13 protein-coding genes are annotated in these 17,215 nt (G+C 71.0%); 4 read left to right on the top strand and 9 right to left on the bottom strand.

Going from position 1 to position 17,215, the window contains the following annotated elements; translation table 11 throughout:
• Positions 1-11 precede the first annotated feature (11 nt).
• Together G6N19_RS05955 and G6N19_RS05950 are read right to left on the bottom strand one after the other, a co-directional pair.
• Positions 12-887 carry an NYN domain-containing protein gene (locus G6N19_RS05955; protein ID WP_013827582.1) on the bottom strand — a complete coding sequence of 292 codons (876 nt, stop codon included), beginning with the start codon at positions 885-887 and terminating at the stop codon, positions 12-14.
• Between the two features lie 127 nt (positions 888-1,014).
• Positions 1,015-1,350, bottom strand: coding sequence for a hypothetical protein (locus G6N19_RS05950; RefSeq protein ID WP_049792833.1), 336 nt, complete (start codon positions 1,348-1,350; stop codon positions 1,015-1,017).
• A 673-nt stretch (positions 1,351-2,023) separates the two neighbouring features.
• Here G6N19_RS05950 and G6N19_RS05945 point away from each other — a divergent pair.
• Positions 2,024-3,007 carry a transposase gene (locus G6N19_RS05945; protein ID WP_232062532.1) on the top strand — a complete coding sequence of 328 codons (984 nt, stop codon included), beginning with the start codon at positions 2,024-2,026 and terminating at the stop codon, positions 3,005-3,007.
• A gap of 22 nt (positions 3,008-3,029) precedes the next feature.
• Here G6N19_RS05945 and recD read toward each other — a convergent pair whose 3' ends face one another.
• The 3 genes from recD to recC are packed head-to-tail and all read right to left on the bottom strand — an operon-like array spanning position 3,030 to position 11,364.
• Positions 3,030-4,784, bottom strand: a complete 1,755-nt coding sequence (recD, locus tag G6N19_RS05940) for an exodeoxyribonuclease V subunit alpha (RefSeq protein ID WP_193465961.1) — start codon at positions 4,782-4,784, stop codon at positions 3,030-3,032.
• Entirely contained in the window at positions 4,781-8,074 is a 3,294-nt protein-coding gene (recB, locus tag G6N19_RS05935) for an exodeoxyribonuclease V subunit beta (protein WP_193465960.1), read from the bottom strand. The genes recD and recB overlap by 4 nt, the downstream gene beginning before the upstream one ends.
• Entirely contained in the window at positions 8,071-11,364 is a 3,294-nt protein-coding gene (recC, locus tag G6N19_RS05930) for an exodeoxyribonuclease V subunit gamma (RefSeq protein ID WP_193465959.1), read from the bottom strand. Before recC ends, recB begins: the two co-directional genes overlap by 4 nt.
• A gap of 53 nt (positions 11,365-11,417) precedes the next feature.
• Here recC and G6N19_RS05925 point away from each other — a divergent pair, with 53 nt between their 5' ends.
• From G6N19_RS05925 to G6N19_RS05915, 3 genes are read left to right on the top strand one after another with little or no spacing between them, the layout of a single operon-like run.
• A complete protein-coding gene (locus G6N19_RS05925; protein ID WP_013827587.1) occupies positions 11,418-12,581 on the top strand; it encodes a zinc-binding dehydrogenase in 1,164 nt (387 codons plus the stop codon).
• Positions 12,578-13,702: a 6-phosphofructokinase gene (locus G6N19_RS05920; protein ID WP_013827588.1), complete on the top strand. Its 1,125-nt coding sequence runs from the start codon at positions 12,578-12,580 to the stop codon at positions 13,700-13,702. The genes G6N19_RS05925 and G6N19_RS05920 overlap by 4 nt, the downstream gene beginning before the upstream one ends.
• Positions 13,695-14,453: a class I SAM-dependent methyltransferase gene (locus G6N19_RS05915; RefSeq protein WP_193465958.1), complete on the top strand. Its 759-nt coding sequence runs from the start codon at positions 13,695-13,697 to the stop codon at positions 14,451-14,453. Before G6N19_RS05920 ends, G6N19_RS05915 begins: the two co-directional genes overlap by 8 nt.
• Positions 14,454-14,691: 238 nt before the next feature.
• On the opposite strand, the gene G6N19_RS05910 is transcribed toward G6N19_RS05915, so the two are convergent.
• The 4 genes from G6N19_RS05910 to G6N19_RS05895 are packed head-to-tail and all read right to left on the bottom strand — an operon-like array spanning position 14,692 to position 17,172.
• A complete protein-coding gene (locus tag G6N19_RS05910; RefSeq protein ID WP_013827590.1) occupies positions 14,692-15,309 on the bottom strand; it encodes an RES family NAD+ phosphorylase in 618 nt (205 codons plus the stop codon).
• Positions 15,302-15,817, bottom strand: coding sequence for a hypothetical protein (locus G6N19_RS05905; protein ID WP_193465957.1), 516 nt, complete (start codon positions 15,815-15,817; stop codon positions 15,302-15,304). Before G6N19_RS05905 ends, G6N19_RS05910 begins: the two co-directional genes overlap by 8 nt.
• Before the next feature lie 9 nt (positions 15,818-15,826).
• Complete coding sequence (locus G6N19_RS05900) at positions 15,827-16,675, bottom strand: cytochrome c biogenesis CcdA family protein (protein ID WP_193465956.1); 849 nt, start codon at positions 16,673-16,675, stop codon at positions 15,827-15,829.
• Positions 16,672-17,172, bottom strand: coding sequence for a redoxin domain-containing protein (locus G6N19_RS05895; protein ID WP_193465955.1), 501 nt, complete (start codon positions 17,170-17,172; stop codon positions 16,672-16,674). Before G6N19_RS05895 ends, G6N19_RS05900 begins: the two co-directional genes overlap by 4 nt.
• Positions 17,173-17,215 lie beyond the last annotated feature (43 nt).

The following is a 17,215-nucleotide window of genomic DNA, read 5'->3' as shown; positions in this document are numbered from 1 at the left end:
GTCGGGCTGGATCAGTTGCGCAGCCGCACCATCCGCGTCGTCGAACTCTCATCGAGCTCGACCAGGTCGGAGTAGGACCGCAGGAAGTCGCTGAAAGACTTGTAGCCCAACTCCTTCTCGCTGAACGACGGATCCATCCGCTTCATCTGCGCCTTGACCGCCGAGTTGTGCAACCACTCGACGTCGTCCTTCTCCAGGCCGATCTGCAGGGCGCGGGTGAGCAGCGCGGTGGCGGTGTCCACCGGATCCGGCGCCGGCGGTTCTTCGGGCTGCTGCTTGGGCGCGCGGGTGCGCCGCTTCGGTTCGGCGTCGGCGTCGGGCGGTGCGGGCTCGAACACCGGTACCCCGGGCAGCGCGTCGTAGCTGACGAAGTCGTCGCAGGCGGCGGCCAGCGCCCGGCTGGTCGACCCGGCCACCCCGATACCGACCACATAGCGGCCCAACCGTTTACAGCGCTGCGCCAGCGGGATGTAGTCGGAGTCGCCGGCCACGATCACCACATGGGTCAGATCCGGCAGCCGGAACATGTCCTCGACCGCATCGACGGCCAACCGGATGTCCGCACCGTTCTTGCCGTAGGCCGCCGCCGGGAACAACTGCACCAGATCGACCGCGCGGGCCACCAATTGTTGGCGGTAGCCGGTGTTGACCTCGGCCGACCAGTCGGCGTAGGCGCGGGTGAGCACCAGCGTGCCGAACGACGAAGCGAAGTCGATGATCGCCCCGACGTCGACGGTGGCCCGCGCCAGCCGATCCGGGTGTTTGGCCAGGCCCTTGGCCTTGTCCTTCTGGAACGAGCTGCGTCCGTTGACCTGGTCATAGCGGGAGATCACGATGTTGTCGAAGTCGAGGTAGACCGCGACCCTGGTATCGCCGGATTCCGTCATGGTGACAGTGTGGCACCACCGGCCCCATCCGTAGCGGCTTGGCGGGGATGAGGGAGTTGCCCGGCTCTCAGCGACAACTTCTGACGCGGGGTGGGCCCGATGGGACGTGTCGCTGAGAGGCGGGCAACTATCCGCATGGTCCCGGGCCGCCGGCACCGTCAACCCGGTACCACCGCGGAATCAATTCCGGGTCCGGCAGCGGGTACCGGCCGTAGAACCCCTGCGGGTCACCGCGCAGCACCTGGGCGTTCTGGATCTCGGCGCGGTGCCGGATCGCCTGCAGCCGGGCCAGTTCGGCGGCGCGGTGCTCGGCGTAGCTGCGCAGCAGCCAGCGTGCGACGATGACCGCCAGGGTGATCACGACTCCGGCCAGGATGACCCAGCGCAACCACCACAGCAGCGCGAGAACCAGGATGACGGCGAACACCGATCGGCCGCTCTGCGATCCGCTGCTCGTGCTCATGGTCCTCACGGTAGAGCGGGGGACCGACATTTAGCCTTTGAGTGGGTCCGTGGGCGGTCGAGGCTACCGACCGGGACACGTGGTGATCCCTGGCATCTGAGTGGCCGCCCGCGGGCCCGGTGTCTGGTCGAGCGGTGTCCCTGTTCGGGAACTTGGAGCCAGCCTGGGTGCGGGACTCCTGCTTAGAGAATGTCTGGGCCGTGGCCGTGGTGGTCAGTCACCTGGGAATCCGAAGTGACTGACAGGAGGACGACGATGGCGTTGACGTTAGGTATCGACGTGGCCTGTCGGGCTGCGCATCAGGCGACCCTCGCCGCTGACGGGAAGACGGTGTGGCGGGGCCGGAAGTTCTGGACCAGGCGGCGGATTTGGAGCGGCTCTGGAACGACCTCGACCTTGAAGACCCGGGCGAGCTGACCGTGGTGGTCGAGCCTACGAGGAACGCGTGGATCGTGGTCGCGGAGTGGTTCCGCCGCCGCGGCACGAAGGTGGTGATGGTCCCTACAACGCAGTCGTCGGACCTGCGTAAGTACTACTCAAGCACACCAAGAACGATCGGATCGACTCCGAGCTCCTGGCGCGGCTGCCGCTGCTGCATCCCGAAGGGCTGCGCGAGTATTCAGGGCAGGGGCCGGCCGATCCGTTGCGCCGGCTGACTAAGCAGCGCTCGACGATGGTGAAACGCCGTACTGCAGTCTTCGCCCGACTCGATGCGCTGACCGAGCTTCTCGGCCCGGCCTGGTACGAGGCCATGAACGCTCGCTATGGCATCGCGGCGTTGGAGTTCCTGGCCCGCTACGCCGACCCGCACGTGGTGATCCGGCTCGGCCAGGCCCGCCTGTCCCGGTTCCTGATCGGCCGTTCCCGCGGCGCCTGGCGCGAGGACCGGGCCGCTGCGCTAATTCTCGCGGCGAAAGAGACTCTCGCACTGTGGGACACCGGGGATGGCGACGGGATGGACTTCGCCGAACTGGCCGCCGACATCGCCCACGAGGCCGAACAGGCGCTGTTCCTGACCGGTCAGATCAAAGAGATCGACGAGCGGCTCGCGAACCTCTACGCCGACGCCGACCCCGACGGCATCGTCGCCTCAGCACCCGGCGTCGGTCCCACGATCAGCGCCGTGATCGCCGGCCGGATCGGCGATCCCCACCGGTTCACGTCCTTGGCCGCGGTCCGCGCCTACTCCGGCCTGGTGCCTAGAGTCAGCCAATCCGGGGTCAGCAAAGTCGAGTCCAGCATCACTAAAGCCGGCGACCCACTGCTGCGTGAGATGCTGTTCGCGGCCGCCGACCACGCCCGCAAGGTCGATCCCCAGATCGCAGCGAAGTACCAGCGCCTGATGGCCGGCGACCGGCACCATTCCTCGGCGATCTGCCACCTGGCAACGATCATGCTGACCCGGATCGCGGCCTGCATGCGCAACGGAGAGCACTACGTCCTGCGCGATGTCGACGGCACCGTGATCACCGAGGCCGAAGGTCGCATCATCGTCCAGCAGCGTTACCAACTCGAACCGCGCCGACGCGACAACGTCCGGCACAAGAGAATGCGCGAACGTCGCAAGGAGGCGGCGGGCCAGGAGTCACAGGAGTCGCCAAGCGCTCCAACATCCGGGCCCGCCGACACCCAGCCTACGAGCCAACACGTGGCTTGACTCCGGTTAGGAACTCAGCCCGTCAGGCCTCACGCAACCGCAGCGCCAGCCCGGACGCCCGCACCGCCCGCCGATCCAGCGCGGCACGGATCTCGTCCTCGGAGCCGATCACCCGCACCTGGTGTTTGGCGCGGGTCACCGCGGTGTAGAACAGCTCGCGGGTCAGCAGCCGCGACTCCACCGGGGGCATCAGCACGGTCACCACATCGGCTTCGCTGCCCTGGCTCTTGTGAATGGTCATCGCGTACATGCTGTCGACGTCGGAGAGTCGGCCGGTGGCGAAATCCACCGCACCGGACGCCGTCGCGATCACCGCCCGCAGCCCGTCGGCGCGGGCCACGACCACCCCGGTGTCGCCGTTGCGCACGCCCAGCCCGTAATCGTTGGCGGTGACCAGCAGCGGCCGCCCGGCATACCAGTCCGCCCACACCGGATCCCCGGTCTGCTCGGACACCCACCGCCGAATCTGATGGTTCCAGTGGTTGGCCCCGTGCGGGCCGTCGCGGTGCGCGCACAACAGCCGGTGCTCGTCGAGGTTGCGCAACGCCTCGCCGGCATCGCCGAGCAGCGCCGCCTGGCGCACCCGCAACGCGTGCGGCACCGCGATCGCCGCCAGCTGGTCGCCCAGCGCGGCCGGGGTCGACGCGTCGAGCCATTCCCGGTGCTCGTCGCCGGAGCGCAGCAGCTCGATCACGGTGTCGCCGTCGCCGGCGCGGATCGCCGAGGCCAGCTCACCGATCGCCTTCTTGTAGCGGTGCGCGGTCACCAGCGTCGCCACCCGGGTGCCCGGGCGGGCGGCCAAGCCGTCCACCAGGTCGGCCAGCACCGCACCGGCCTCCACCGACGCCAACTGGTCGGGGTCGCCCACCAGGATCAGCCGGGCGGTGGGCCGCACCGCCTCCAGCAGCCGGGCCATCAGCGTCAGCGACACCATCGACGTCTCGTCGACCACGATCACGTCGTGCGGCAGCCGGTTGCCGCGATTGTGCTTGAACCGCGCCGAATTTCCCGGTCGCGAACCCAGCAGCGAGTGCAACGTGCTGGCCTGCAGCCCGGCCAGTCGGGCCTGATCTTTCGGCTCGAGCCCGGCCACCACCCCGGCGACCGCCTCGGTCAGCCGGGCCGCGGCCTTGCCGGTCGGGGCGGCCAGCGCGATCCGCAACGGTCGCCGCCCGGACGCTGCGGCCTGTTCGGCCAGCAGTGCCAGCAACCGGGCCACCGTGGTGGTCTTGCCGGTCCCCGGGCCGCCGGTGAGCACCGTGACCGCCTGCGTCAATGCGATCTCGGCGGCGGCGCGCTGGTCGTCGTGGTCCGGCGGGAACAGCCGTTCGAGCCCGGGCAGCTCGACCGGCCCGTCCTGCGGCGTCGACAGCGCCAGCAGGTCGGCGCAGACCTGCTCCTCCTCACGCCAATAGCGGTCCAGATACAGCAGCCCGCCCGAATCGTTGTCGTAGATGCGCAACACCTGCTTGGCGACCAGCGAGCTGGCGCGCACCGCCGCCAGCCAGGCCGCCGGCTCCGGCCAACTCAGCTCGGGGGACTCGGTGCCGTCGGCCACGGTGGCCAGCTCCACGCAGACCGAGCCGGTGCGCAACGCCCGCACCGCCAGCGCCACCGCCAACGCCACCGTCTCGTCGGATTCGGCGCCCAGCGCGCAGAGCCGTTGGGCGGTATGCACATCCGCGGCTTCCAGCACGCCGGCGTCGTTGAACTCGCGCAGCACGCCGGTGGCGCCGCGCGCCACCCGCCACGACAGTGGATCAAGCTCGGTGTTCATGCCGCCACCCCCTGCTGCAGCAGATCCGACAGCGCCACCACCAGCGCCGCCGGCGGCCGCCAGCTGAACACCCCGGCCGGATACCCACCGAGAATCGGGGTGTCCGGCCCGCACATGCCGCGCACGAACAGGTACAGCACCCCGCCCAGGTGCCGGTCCGGGTCATAGTCCGGTTGGCGCCAGCGCAGGAACCGGTGCAACACCGCGGTGTACAGCAGCGCCTGCAGCGGGTAATCCGAGTGCAGCATGGCCTCGGTCATCCGCGGTGGGCTGTAGTCGGCGGCGGTCTCGCCGAGGTTGTTGGTCTTGTAGTCGACGACCAGATACCGCTGATCGGGCAGCCGCAACACCACGTCCAACGAGCCGGACAGATAGCCGCGCAGCGACTGGCCGCCGAGCGCCTCCGAGAGCAACCGGTCGGCGTAGACCGCGAACGGATCCTCGGGCGCCAGGTGCTCACGCAGAAGTGCGCCCACGTCGGCAACCCGCAGCTGCGTCGCGGCGGCGGCGGTGTCGCCGCCGGCCAGTGGAATCTCGAAGTCCAACTCCCGCAACCGGTCCGGTAAGCCGATCTGCCGCAACGTCAACCCGTCGGCCAGCGGTCCCAGCGGGGTGTCGTGCATCGGCACCAGCGCCGCGGCCAGCGTCTCGGCGTCGACGCCGATCGGCCACCACGGTTCGTGCACCCGCACCTGCTCGGTCAGTTCGGCGGCCAGGTCCGCGGCGAACGGGTCGGCGGTCTCCAACACCCCGTGCACCAGCGACCCGAATGTCTTGCCGCCGGGCAGGTCCGCCATCGGCGACCGCACCTCGGCGCCGTCGGCGGCGGCCGCCCGGGTGACGGTGACGTCCTCGGACTCGTCGTCACGGGTGTGGGCATCGGGTTCGGAGTGCACCCCGCTCTCCGCCTGCTCCTGTGCGCCGCGGAGCAGCGCCGAATAGGAGGTGCGCCGCCAGCCGGCATCGATGTGGCGGTGGAAGTGACGGACCGCCAGCTCGCCGGGCGCCTCGCGCCGAACCGGCGCCGTCGGCGGGCCGATCACCGACTCCTCGACCACCGGGCCGCCCCGGTCCTGCCACGCGGTGAACACCGCCCAGGCGTCGTCGTCGGAGATCCGCGACTCACACCGGTCGGGCACCTCGGCCTGCCCGGGAGGCCGCCCGCGCAGCAGCCGCGACAATCCGCCGTTGATCTCGTCGCCGGCCGGCGCCCACCAGGCGATCACCTGCGACTGAGCCCGGGTCAGTGCGACATAGGTGATCCGGATGTGGTCGAGCGCTTCCTCCCGCCGGTGCAACTCCTTGACCGCCGCCATCCCGGGGCTGCGGGACCCGCCGATGTGCAGGCAGCGGACCTCGGCACCGTCGGTGCCCGTCTCGTGGTAGAGCAGGTTGCCCTCGGCGGCGATATAACGGCGAAACATGAAGGGCAGGTACACGATCGGGAACTGCAGGCCCTTGGCGGCGAACACCGTCATGATCTGCACGGCGCCGGCGTCACTGTCCAGCCGGCGGTTGCGCTCCACCGCACCGGTGCGGTCTTCGCGTTGGCGGCGCAACCAGTCCCGCAGCGCCGGCAGGCCGAGCCGGTCGGCGTGCGCGGCCTCGTGCAGCAGCTCACCGATGTGGGCCAGGTCGGTCAGGTGCCGCTCGCCGCCGCGTTGGCTCAGCACCCGCCGCCCCATCCCGGCGAGCTGCGCGGCCTCCAACACCGCCGCGACGCCGCGCAACCGGACATGGTCGGCCCACTCGCGCAGCGTCTCGGTGACCCGGTCGGTGAGCGAGTCGCCTTCGCGGGCCAGCGATTCCGCGGACTCGCCGAAGAACATCGTGCAGGCCGCCGCGCGCACCAGCCCGGTGCGGCCCGGCTGGTCGAGGGCCTCCAACAGGCACAGCCAGTCCTCGGCGGCCCGGGAGGCGAACACGTCGGTGTCGCCGGTGTAGACCACCGGGATGCCCAGTTTGGTCAGCGCGTCCCGGCACAACGCCGCATCCTGGTGCTGCTCGACCAGGATCGCGATGTCACCGGCGCACAGCGGCCGGTCGCCGTAGCGGGCGCCGGAGTTGAGCAGGGCGCCGACATCGGCCGCCAGGTCAGCCGGAATGTGTTCGCGCAGTGGGCCGATCAGCAGGCTGTCGAGACCGTCTTTGCCCAGCGTGGGCCGCTTGACGACCCGCAGCCGGAACGGGGCGTTGCGCGGCGCCCCGCTGAGCCGATAGCCGGTGTGGTGGGCCTCGATGGGTGGCACGACGATCTCCGGGTGGCCCAGCTGGGCGCCGTCGAGCACGGTCTGCAGGCTGTCGACCAGCGCCTTGTCGCTGCGGTAGTTGGTGGCCAGGGTGCGCCGGTCGCCGGCGGCGCGGACCGCGGCCAGGTAGGTGTAGATGTCGCCGCCGCGGAAACCGTAGATCGCCTGCTTGGGGTCGCCGATGAGCACCAGCGTGGACTGCCCGCTGAAGGCGCGGTCGATCACCTCCCACTGCACCGGGTCGGTGTCCTGGAATTCGTCGACCATCACGATCGGCCATCGCCGGCGCATTCGTTCCGCGGCGTCGGATCCGCTGCGCCGCAGGGCTTCGGCCAGCCGGGTCAGCAGGTCGTTGTAGCCGAGCACCCCGAGCCGGCGTTTGCGGTGCTCGAGCTCGTCGAGCACCGCCTCGGCGAACGCCCGTCGCACTCCCGCCTCGGATTCGGGGTCCGGATGCTGTGGGCGCAGCTGCGCGGCCGGGTCTTCCACGACCCTGCCGGCCAAATCGAGCGCTTCTTTGCGCGTCATCGGCGGCTTGTTCTCGTCGTTGCCGAAATACGCCAGGTAGTGGTCGTCGACGATCTCGGTGACCAGATCGGTCAGGCTTTCCAGCAGGGTCGCGGTCGAAGCCGTATCACCGGCCACGCCAAGTGATTTCAGCACCATGGCGCAGAATTGGTGAATGGTGACGATCGTCGCGGCGTCGAAGTCGGTCAGCGCGTTGCGCAGCCGGGCGCACGCCTGCCCGGCCTCGCCGGTGGTGAGCAGATGGTGCTCCAGATCGTTGGCGGGCTCCCGGCGGCCCTCCAGCACCGCCAGCGCGTCACCGATCTGGCCGCGCACCCGTTCCCGCAGCTCCCGGCTGGCCACCCGGCCGAAGGTGATCAGCAGCAGCTGGTCGACACGGGCGACCCCGTCAGCCAGATAGCGGGTCACCAGACCGGCCAGCGTGAAGGTCTTACCGGTGCCGGCGCTGGCCTCCAGCACCACGGTGGACCGCTCGGCGGGCAGCGGACCGAGCAGATCGAAGCGATGTGTCACGAGAGCACCTCCGCGCTCAGCAGCGGCGCCCACAGCCGCACCGCCAGCGCCCCCAGCCGGGTGCCCTCGCCGGTGACCTCCTCGCCGGGACGCGGGACGTCCAGCAGGGTGTCCAGCGGGGCGTTCTGTCCCCACACCTTGATGTGGGCGGCGTCGGTGGACTCGCCGAACTTGCCGCCCCAGGCGCCCCGGGCGGCGCCGACCGGGTCCTCCTTCTCGCGGCGGGCCGCAGCCCAGGCACACGACGTCGCCAGCGGCAGCGGCAGCGGCTCACGCCGGCCCGCGTCGTAGATCGCCACCAGGTCACCGAGCACCGCCACCGGGTCCGGTGGCGGCAGGAAAAGTCGCTGCCGGATGTGGTTGCGGCCCATGCCCCGCCCGATGCACAGCGCGCTCCACTGGGTGTCCGGGTACTGGGCCGCCAACGCCAGCAACGGAATCCAGGCTGCCAGCACATGCTTGGGCGCCAGCCGCGAGTAGACCACCGACACGGTGCGGCTGCCGTACACCCCCGACACCGTGCCGGTGAGTCGGCGACCTCGCAGATCGACGTCGATGTCGAAGGCGTCCGGATCCCCCACCCGGTGGGCGAACGCGGCCTCGGCCAATGCCCGGGACAGATCACGGATCTCGCAGGCCGTGCGCATGCCGAGCCGCCCCGGCGGCAGGGTGCCGCGTCGCCACTCGGCATTCGCGGCGTCGTCGGGATGCATGCCGGTGAGCATGTCGGAGAGCATCCGATCGCCGACCGCCCACTGCGCCAGCCCCTCGATCTCGACGGGCATGGCGTCCTGGACGCCCTCGACCTCCCAGGGCAGCGTGTAATCCAGTGCCCGGAAATACCCCTTGACCGGATCCTTGAAGAATCGGGTCAGCTCTTCGAGTTCCACGTCGGCGACCGGTGGCGGCGGCAACAACGCGGCGAAGGTGTCGGTCGGTTCGGTGCGTTTCCCGGCGGCGGCCTCGGCGGCGGTCAGCGCCGTCGGATCGAACGTGAACGGCCGGCCCGGAACCCCCAGCGCGCCCGGCTCAACGTTGCGGATGTCGAAGGGCTGCAACGGGTGCCGCACCACGACCTGCTCGCGGACCGGCGCCTCGGTGGCGATGTCGAGCGCGTCGAGCAGCTCGGCGAGCGGCACCGCCGGCGGGCGCAGCTTCCCGGTGCTCTCGTCGGCGCCGGCGTAGGTGATCACCAGCGTCTCGGTGGCTGCGCACACCGCATCCAGCAGCAGCTGCCGATCCTCGGACCGCACATCGCGTTCCCCGGTCAACGGCAGCCGGCACAACACGTCGTCGCCGTCGACGTGATCCGCCCGCGGGAACACCCCGTCGTCGAGGCCGACCAGACACACCACCCGGTGCGGCACCGACCGCATCGGCACCATGGTGCACACCGTCAGCCCGCCGGTGCGGAAGTTCGCCCGGGTGGGCCGCCCGGCCAGGTGACCGGCCAGCAGGGCGCGTACGTCGGAGAGCTGCAGCGCGGTGGCGGCGTGCGAACCGGCCTCGATCACCACATCGGCCAGTTCGCGCTGCAACTGCCCGGTCTGCCAGCCGTCGTCGATCGAGACCCGGGTCAGCGCGGTCACGCCGTCGATCAAGGCGGCGATCCACTCGGTGAGCGGCCGCGACCCGGTGAGCGCATCGGCGGCGGTCTGCAGCCGTGCCACGAACTCGGCCAGCCGCCCGGCCAGCTCCACCCGGTTGCTGCCGACGTCGTCGAGCGGCAGCGCGGTGCCCAGCCAGGCCCGGGAATCCTCCGACATCGCCACCCCGGTCAGGATCCGGTCCAGCCCGAACCGCCAGGTGTTGTGCTGAATGGTCTTGAGCCCGTACGGCTCCCGATGCGCGGCGTCGAAGCTCCACCGGACGTTGGCCTGCTGCACCCAGGAGGTGATGTCCTCCAGGTCGTCGTCGGTGAAGCCGAACCGGGCCCGCACCGGCGCCGCCTGCGCCAGGTTGAGCACCGCACTGGCGGTGGCGCGGCTGTCGGCGATGCCCAACAGTTGCTCGGCCACCCCCAGCAGCGGGTTGGTCTGGGTCAGCGCCCGGTCGGCCAGCTGCACCCGCAGCGAGTGCGCGGGATGGCTCTCGCCGGCCAGCTCACCGAGCCCGAAGCCGGCCACGATCAGCGGCGCATAGGTCTCGATGTCCGGGCACATCACCACGATGTCGCGCGGCTGCAGCGTCGGGTCGTCTTCGAGCAGGCCGAGCAGCACCTCGCGCAGTACGTCGACCTGGCGGGCCGGCCCGTGGCAGGCGTGCACCTGCACCGAACGGTCCGCGTGGGTGGCGCAGCGCCCGTGGGGCCGCACCGCATTGGCGGCGATGTCGGCCTGCAGCCAGCCCAGCAGGGTGCCCGGTCGTGCCGCGGCGGCGAGGTAGTCATCACCGGCCGGCGCCGCGGGCAGCGCGCGTTGCAGCTCTCGCAGATCACGGCCCAGGGTCTGCAGCAGCGGGTGGGTAGCGCGGTCGCGGCTGTCGTCGTCGGCGCGCGGCACCGCCCCGTGCACGCCGCGCAGCGCCTGCCACAGCGCATCGGAGGGGTGCGGCAGCCACAGGTGTAGCTCATGGTGGGTGGCCAGGGCGTCGAGCAACTCGATGTCGGTGCACGACAGCCGGGTATGCCCGAACAGGTTCAGCCGGGCCGGCAGCGTGTCGGCGGGCGCGCCCCGGAGCCGGTCGACGGCGCGGCGGTGCCGAACGTGTGGCGGATCGGCCGGAATCGCCGCGGCCAGCGCCCGCCACAGCGGCGGCTGCCAGGCCAGGTCGGGATCCAACTGCCCACCCGCGCCGTCGCCGCACCCGCCGTCGAGCCAGTCCGCCAGCATGGCGGGCCGCTGCCGGGCGTAGGAGGCGAACAGCCCGGCCAGCCGCCGCGCCACCGCATAGCGCCGGCCACGTCGCACCTGCGCGTCATCGCCGTCGTGGAAATGGCCCAAATGCGTTGCCAACGTACGGCACCAGTCCTCGTCGAGGCTGGCGTCGATCACCGAGAGCAGCGGCCAGCTCATCGCATCCGGCGACCACGGGTCGTCCCCGTCGGTGCCGGTGATCTCGGCGATCAGCGACGCCGGGCTACGAAATTCCACCCCGGCGCAGACCCCGTCGCCCCCCGAACCGGCGCCGAGCACATGCGACAGCCGCTGGGACAGCCAGCGCTCCACGCCGCGGGCCGGCACCAGCACCAGGTCCAGGGCGAACGGGTCAGCCGGCGGTGACACCAGCAGCGCGCCCAGCCCGTCGACGAGGGCGTCGGTGCGTTCGGCGCGGTGCAGGTGCAGTCCCATCGCGGCCACCATAAACCGCGCCACCGACAGGGGTGCCTCGTAGGCTGGGTCGCGTGAAAGCGGTCAGCTGCAGGAATGCCCAACTCGACGTCATCGACCTGCCGACACCGGCACCCGCCAAAGGCCAACTGCTGCTCGGGGTGCTGCGCTCCGGGATCTGCGGGTCGGACCTGCACGCCCGCCACCACTGCGACGAGGTGGCCGCGGCGGCGGCCGAGACCGGCTACGACGGTTTCATGCGCTCGGACCAGCAGGTGGTCCTCGGCCACGAATTCTGCGGCGAGGTGCTCGACCATGGCCCCCGCACCCGCAAGGCGCCGCGCGCCGGCACCCGGGTGGTCTCGGTGCCGCTGGTGCGCCGCGGCGACGACATCCACCCCGTCGGGCTGTCGGCGGCGGCGCCGGGGGCCTACGCCGAGCAATTGGTGGTCGAGCAGTCGCTGACATTGCCGGTCCCCAACGGGCTGTCGGCGGAGGCGGCGGCGCTGACCGAGCCGATGGCCGTGGCCTGGCATGCGGTGCGGCGCGGTGAGGTACGCAAACGTGACGTGGCGATCGTGATCGGCTGTGGGCCGATCGGCCTGGCGGTGGTGTGCATGCTCAAGGCGAGCGGGGTGCGCACCGTGATCGCCAGCGACTTCTCGCCCGGCCGGCGCGCGTTGGCCGTCCGGTGTGGCGCCGACGTCGTCGTCGACCCGGCCCATGGTTCGCCGTACGACGCGGCCGCCGGGCACGGACATTTCGAGGGGTCGGCGGATGCGTTCGGTGTCGCGGTGGGCACCGTGGAGAAGCTCTACAAGGCGCGGCTGCCCTGGTGGCATGTCTGGCGGGCCGCCGAGGCCGTCGGCGTGGCCAAGCCCAAACACCCCGTCATTTTCGAGTGCGTCGGTGTACCGGGAGTGATCGACGGCATCATCGCCGGCGCCCCGCTGTTCTCCCGGGTTGTGGTGGTCGGGGTATGTATGGGCAACGACACGATCCGCCCGGCGATGGCGATCAACAAGGAGACCGACCTGCGGTTCGTCTTGGGTTACACCCCAATGGAATTCCGCGACACGCTGCACATGATCGCCGAGGGCAAGGTCGACGTCACACCGCTGATCACCGGGACCGTCGGGCTCGGCGGGGTGGCGAACGCCTTCGACGCCCTGGGCGACCCGGCGCGGCATGCCAAGATCCTGATCGATCCGCAGAGCCCGTTGCAGGAGGTGTCATGACCTCGGGGATCAAACGCGTCGCGATCAACACCGGCGGCGGCGACGCCCCCGGCCTCAACGCCGTCATCTACGCCGCCACGCTGGCCGCCGGCAATCGCGGTTGGGAGGTCGTCGGGATCCGCGACGGCTTCAACGGGATGCTGTTCGGTGATGACTACCCCGACGGCGGTTTGATCGAGCTGACCCGCAACCGGGTGCGCGGCATCATCCACCAGGGCGGCACCATCCTGGGCAGCACCAACCGCGGCAACCCGATCGCCTACCCGGTGCAGCAGCCCGACGGCAGCTGGATCGAGGTCGACCGCACCGACGAGCTGCTCGGGCGGTTCGCCGAGCGGGGGATCGATGCGCTGATCACTGTCGGCGGGGACGGCTCCCTGACGATCGGCAACCAGCTGCACAACGCCGGGCTGCCGCTGGTCGGGGTGCCCAAGACCATCGACAACGACTTGGACCGCACCGCCTCGACGTTCGGTTTCGACAGTGCCGTCGGGTTCGCCTCCGAGTGCATCGACCGGCTGTTCTCCACCGCGACCTCGCACAGCCGGATCATCGTGGTGGAGGTGATGGGCCGCTATGCCGGCTGGATCGCACTGCACGCCGGCATGGCCTCGGGAGTGCACGCCATCCTGATCCCGGAGATCCCCTACCGGCTGGAGCCCGTCGCCGAGCTGATTCGTGAACGCGCCCAACGGGGTTCGACCTACTCGATCGTCTGCGTGGCCGAAGGCGCCAAGCCGGTGGGCGGCGAGCACACGGTGGCCGCCAAGGCGGTGGGCCAGGCCGAACGGTTGGGCGGCATCGGCCACAAGGTGGCCACCGAGCTCGAGGCGATGACCGGCCGCGAGTCGCGGGCCGTGGTGCTGGGCCACCTGCTACGTGGCGGCTCGCCGACGTCGCTGGACCGGCTGCTGGGGTTGCGGTTCGGCGCCGCCGCGGTGCGGGCCCTCGACGAGGGCCACCGCGGGGTGATGGTGGCGCTCAACCCGCCGACGGTGGACTACGTGCCGCTGGCCGAGGCCACCAGCCGGCAGAAAACCGTTCCGCCGGACTGCGATGCGATCCAGACCGCCCGGGACATGGGCATCCGGTTCGGCGATGAAAGCCTCGCCGATGGCTGAGCGGGAACCGCGTCGCGGCGACTACGGCGTCGACGGGTCGTTCAAGCGGGTGCCGCTCGGCGGGCAGGTCGCCGCGCTGGCACTCGGGTGCAGCGCGCTGGCGATCTACGCCGGCATCGCCTTGGCCCGGGGACCGGCCTGGGCCGGCGTGGTGGCGTTGTTGCTCGACGCCGGCATCCTCGCCCAGGTCGGGCTGTACTGGCACGCCACCCGGACCGGAAAGTTCACGGTGTGGGAACGCATCCTCGACGGCCTGCGGCTGCGCGGCGACGAAACGGTGCTGGATATGGGCTGCGGGCGCGGTGCGGTGCTCTGCGCCGCGGCCACGCGGCTGCCGACGGGCCGGGCGATCGGCGTCGACCTGTGGCACGCCGACCAGACCGGCAACTCCGCGGACGCCACCCTGGCCAACGCCGCACTGGAGGGGGTCGCCGAGCGGGTCGAGGTGCGCACCGGTGACATGACCGCGCTGCCGCTGGCCGACGCCAGTGTCGACGTGGTGGTGTCCAACCTGGCGATCCACAACATCCCGAGCCGCGATGGCCGTCGGCGCGCACTGGCCGAGGCGGCCCGCGTGCTGCGGCCCGGCGGCCGGCTGGCGATCGCCGACCTGTGGGAGGTGCGTGCGCACGCCGCCCAACTGCGTGAAATCGGTTGGGGCGACGTGCGCTGGCGCAACCTGGGGTGGCGGATGTGGTACGGCGGGCCGTGGGCCGCAACCCGGCTGGTGACCGCGACGAAGCCTGGCTGAGCTGCGCACCGGAGCCGCGTGCATTCTTCCCGCTTGGGCCCGACTCTCGTTGCCGGCGTCACGGGGACGTCGGCCTAGGGTATGCGCCCGGCTCCGAGCGACAACCAACGTTATGTCAGGCGCGCGGGCCGGGTGCGCGGGCCGTTGTCGCTCGGAGCCGGGCAACAGCCACATTCCCCTGGCGCCGCAACGGGTGGGGCCGATGGTGCCGTTGGTGAACGAGCCGGGTGAGAAGGCGTCAATACCCGAGAGTGAACCCGTGTCGCAGCACCAGATCCGCGGTCACCTCGGGACGCTCCGACAGCGGCCATGCCTGCACCTCGAACGCCTCGACGGCGAAGAACGCGTAGTTGACCGAGGTCTCCGGGGTGGTGCGCGACCGGTAGACGATGGCGTCCGGGCACTCCTCGGGCTCGGGCCACCAGCGCCGCACCGCGTCGGCCAGGCACTGGCAGGTGGCCCACACCGCGTCGTGCTGACCGGTGCTGATCTGGTCATCGACCCCCAAGGCGTCCAGATTGCGTTCGGTGCGCAGATCCAGCACCCGCAGATGCCTCGCGGCGGTCAGCCGCACCAGGTGGTGGCCGGCGTGGTCGGCCGGGATCATCAGCCCGGTCAGCCGGTAGCGTTCCCGAAACGCCCCGAGCAGATCGGTTGCGCCGTAACGGGTGCGAAACGCCCCCGACGGCGGGTCGAAACGATAGCGCGGCTCGCGAAAGCCCGCCCACGTCCAGGAATCCGGTTGCTCGGCGTCCAGGCGCCACAGCTGCGTCCCGGCGGTGATCCGGCGGCGGCGCAGCCCGATCGGCCGGGCCTGCGGCAGCGCGGCCCGGTAGCCGACGGGAAGCTCAGGCACCGAGCGAGGTCAGCATCCGCCGGGCGGCCGGCGCGGTCTCCGGGTGGCGCAGCGCCTCGGCGATCGAGACGCCGTCCAACTCGTCGTGGGTGAGCCGCATGATGCGGTCGGCGGCCAGCGGATCGGAGGTGAACCGCCCCAGCAGCTCCAGGATCTCGGGCAGATCGGCGCGCACCCGCGCGTCGTCGAATTGCCAAGCCGGGAACCAGGTCTGGTTGCCCACGGCCGCTCCGGTCAGCTTGCCCCGGCTCCGTAGCCGGTGCACCGCCTGCGGCGTGCCGAGCCGCAGCAACTCCTGGACCTTGGGGGTGGGCAGTGCGCCGGCGACGAAGTCGTCGATGAGCGCGGCGCGGCGCTGGTCGTTCAGCGCGTGGGCGGCGATGCGCTCCAAGGTGCCCTGCGGAGCCGTCGGCGCCTCCAGCAGGACATCGAGCACCTGGGCGAACCCGGCATCGGTGCGGGCGCGCTCGGCGACCTGGCGGGCGATCGGTGCGATGGTGGTGGGCATGGGCCCATGCTACCTGCGGGTGCGTCTAATTGAAACAATCGAAACCAACACAAGTGCAAGGGCCGCACCCAGCAGCGGCCAGACGCCCAGCGCGTCGACCCGATCCGCCAGCCAGGACTGCACAGCGCCGGCCGCGTGGATCACCGGATCGTCGGCTTCAGCACTGGAGCCACCGGCGAAGTACAGCCGGATCTCGTAGTAGCCGTAGTAGGTGACATACAGCCCGGTCACCAACACGATCACCCCGGCGATCCGGCCCACATACGGCAGCACCCGCCGCAGCGCCGAGGTGGCCGAGGACCCGGCCAGCGCCACCGCCAGCGCCGCCACCCCTACGGTGATACTCATGCCCGCGGCATAGGCCACGAACGCCAGCACGCCCGCCAGCGCCGAACCCTGCTGGAAGGTGGTGCTGATCACCGCGAGAAACGGTGCGATCGTGCACGACAGCGACGCGACCGCATAGCCCACGCCGTAGCCGTACATCGACGCCAGCCGTGCGGTCGGCGCTCCGCCCGCCGCGGGCAGCAGCACCGCGATGTCCCGGCCGGACAGCAGCCAGGCGCCCATCGCCAGCAGCAGCACGCCGATGACCACGGTGGCGAACGGCAGATACCGCTGCGCCGAGGCGATCAACGGCGACACCGCCAGGCCGAAGATCCCGAACACCGTCAGGAACCCGGCCGACATCGCCACCGTCGCCGCGCCGGCCCGGGCCAGCGCGGCCGGGCGCGACGTGTCCCGGCTGCCGGCGATCACCAGCCCCAGATACCCCGGCAGAAACGCGAACCCGCACGGGTTAAGCGCCGCAACCAGTCCCGCGCCCAGCGCGAAACTCAGTGTGGCGCTGTCGATCACGAACTCTTCAGCGCCTGCACCCGCGCACTCAGCTCGGCCTCGGGCAACGAGCCCTTCACCACCTCGACTTCGCCGCCCGGGCCGATGAAGGCGAACGCCGGCTGGCGGGTCACCCCGAAGCGGGCCCACACCGCCGCGTCGGTGTCCGCCAGCTCAGTGAAGCCGTCGACGCCGTACTTGGCGGTGAACTCCCGCAGCGCATCGGGCTGATCACGGGCGCCCACCCCGACGAACGTCACCGCCGGGTTCGCCGCGGCCACCCGCGCGACCAGCGGCGCATCCTTCTGACACGTGGGACACCACGGCGCCCAGAACCACAGCACCGCCGGTCTGCCGGCCAGGCTCGCTCCGGAGAACGGCCGACCGTCGAGCGTCTGCGCGGTGAAGTCCAGCTGGGTGCCCTCGGCCGGCGTCCGCGAACCGCAGCCGGCAACCAGCAGCACCGCCAACAGCAAGACCGTGAGCAGGCGAAGTTCAGGAGTCTTCTGAGCGGGCATGTCGCCGAGTATGCCATCGGGTCCTGCCGGACTAAGGTCGCTT

This window comes from Mycobacterium novum (assembly GCF_010726505.1).
In the GTDB taxonomy this organism is placed as follows: Bacteria; Actinomycetota; Actinomycetes; order Mycobacteriales; family Mycobacteriaceae; genus Mycobacterium; species Mycobacterium algericum.
Note: the sequence above shows the minus strand (reverse complement) of the source record. Positions and strands in the feature narration are given on the sequence as shown.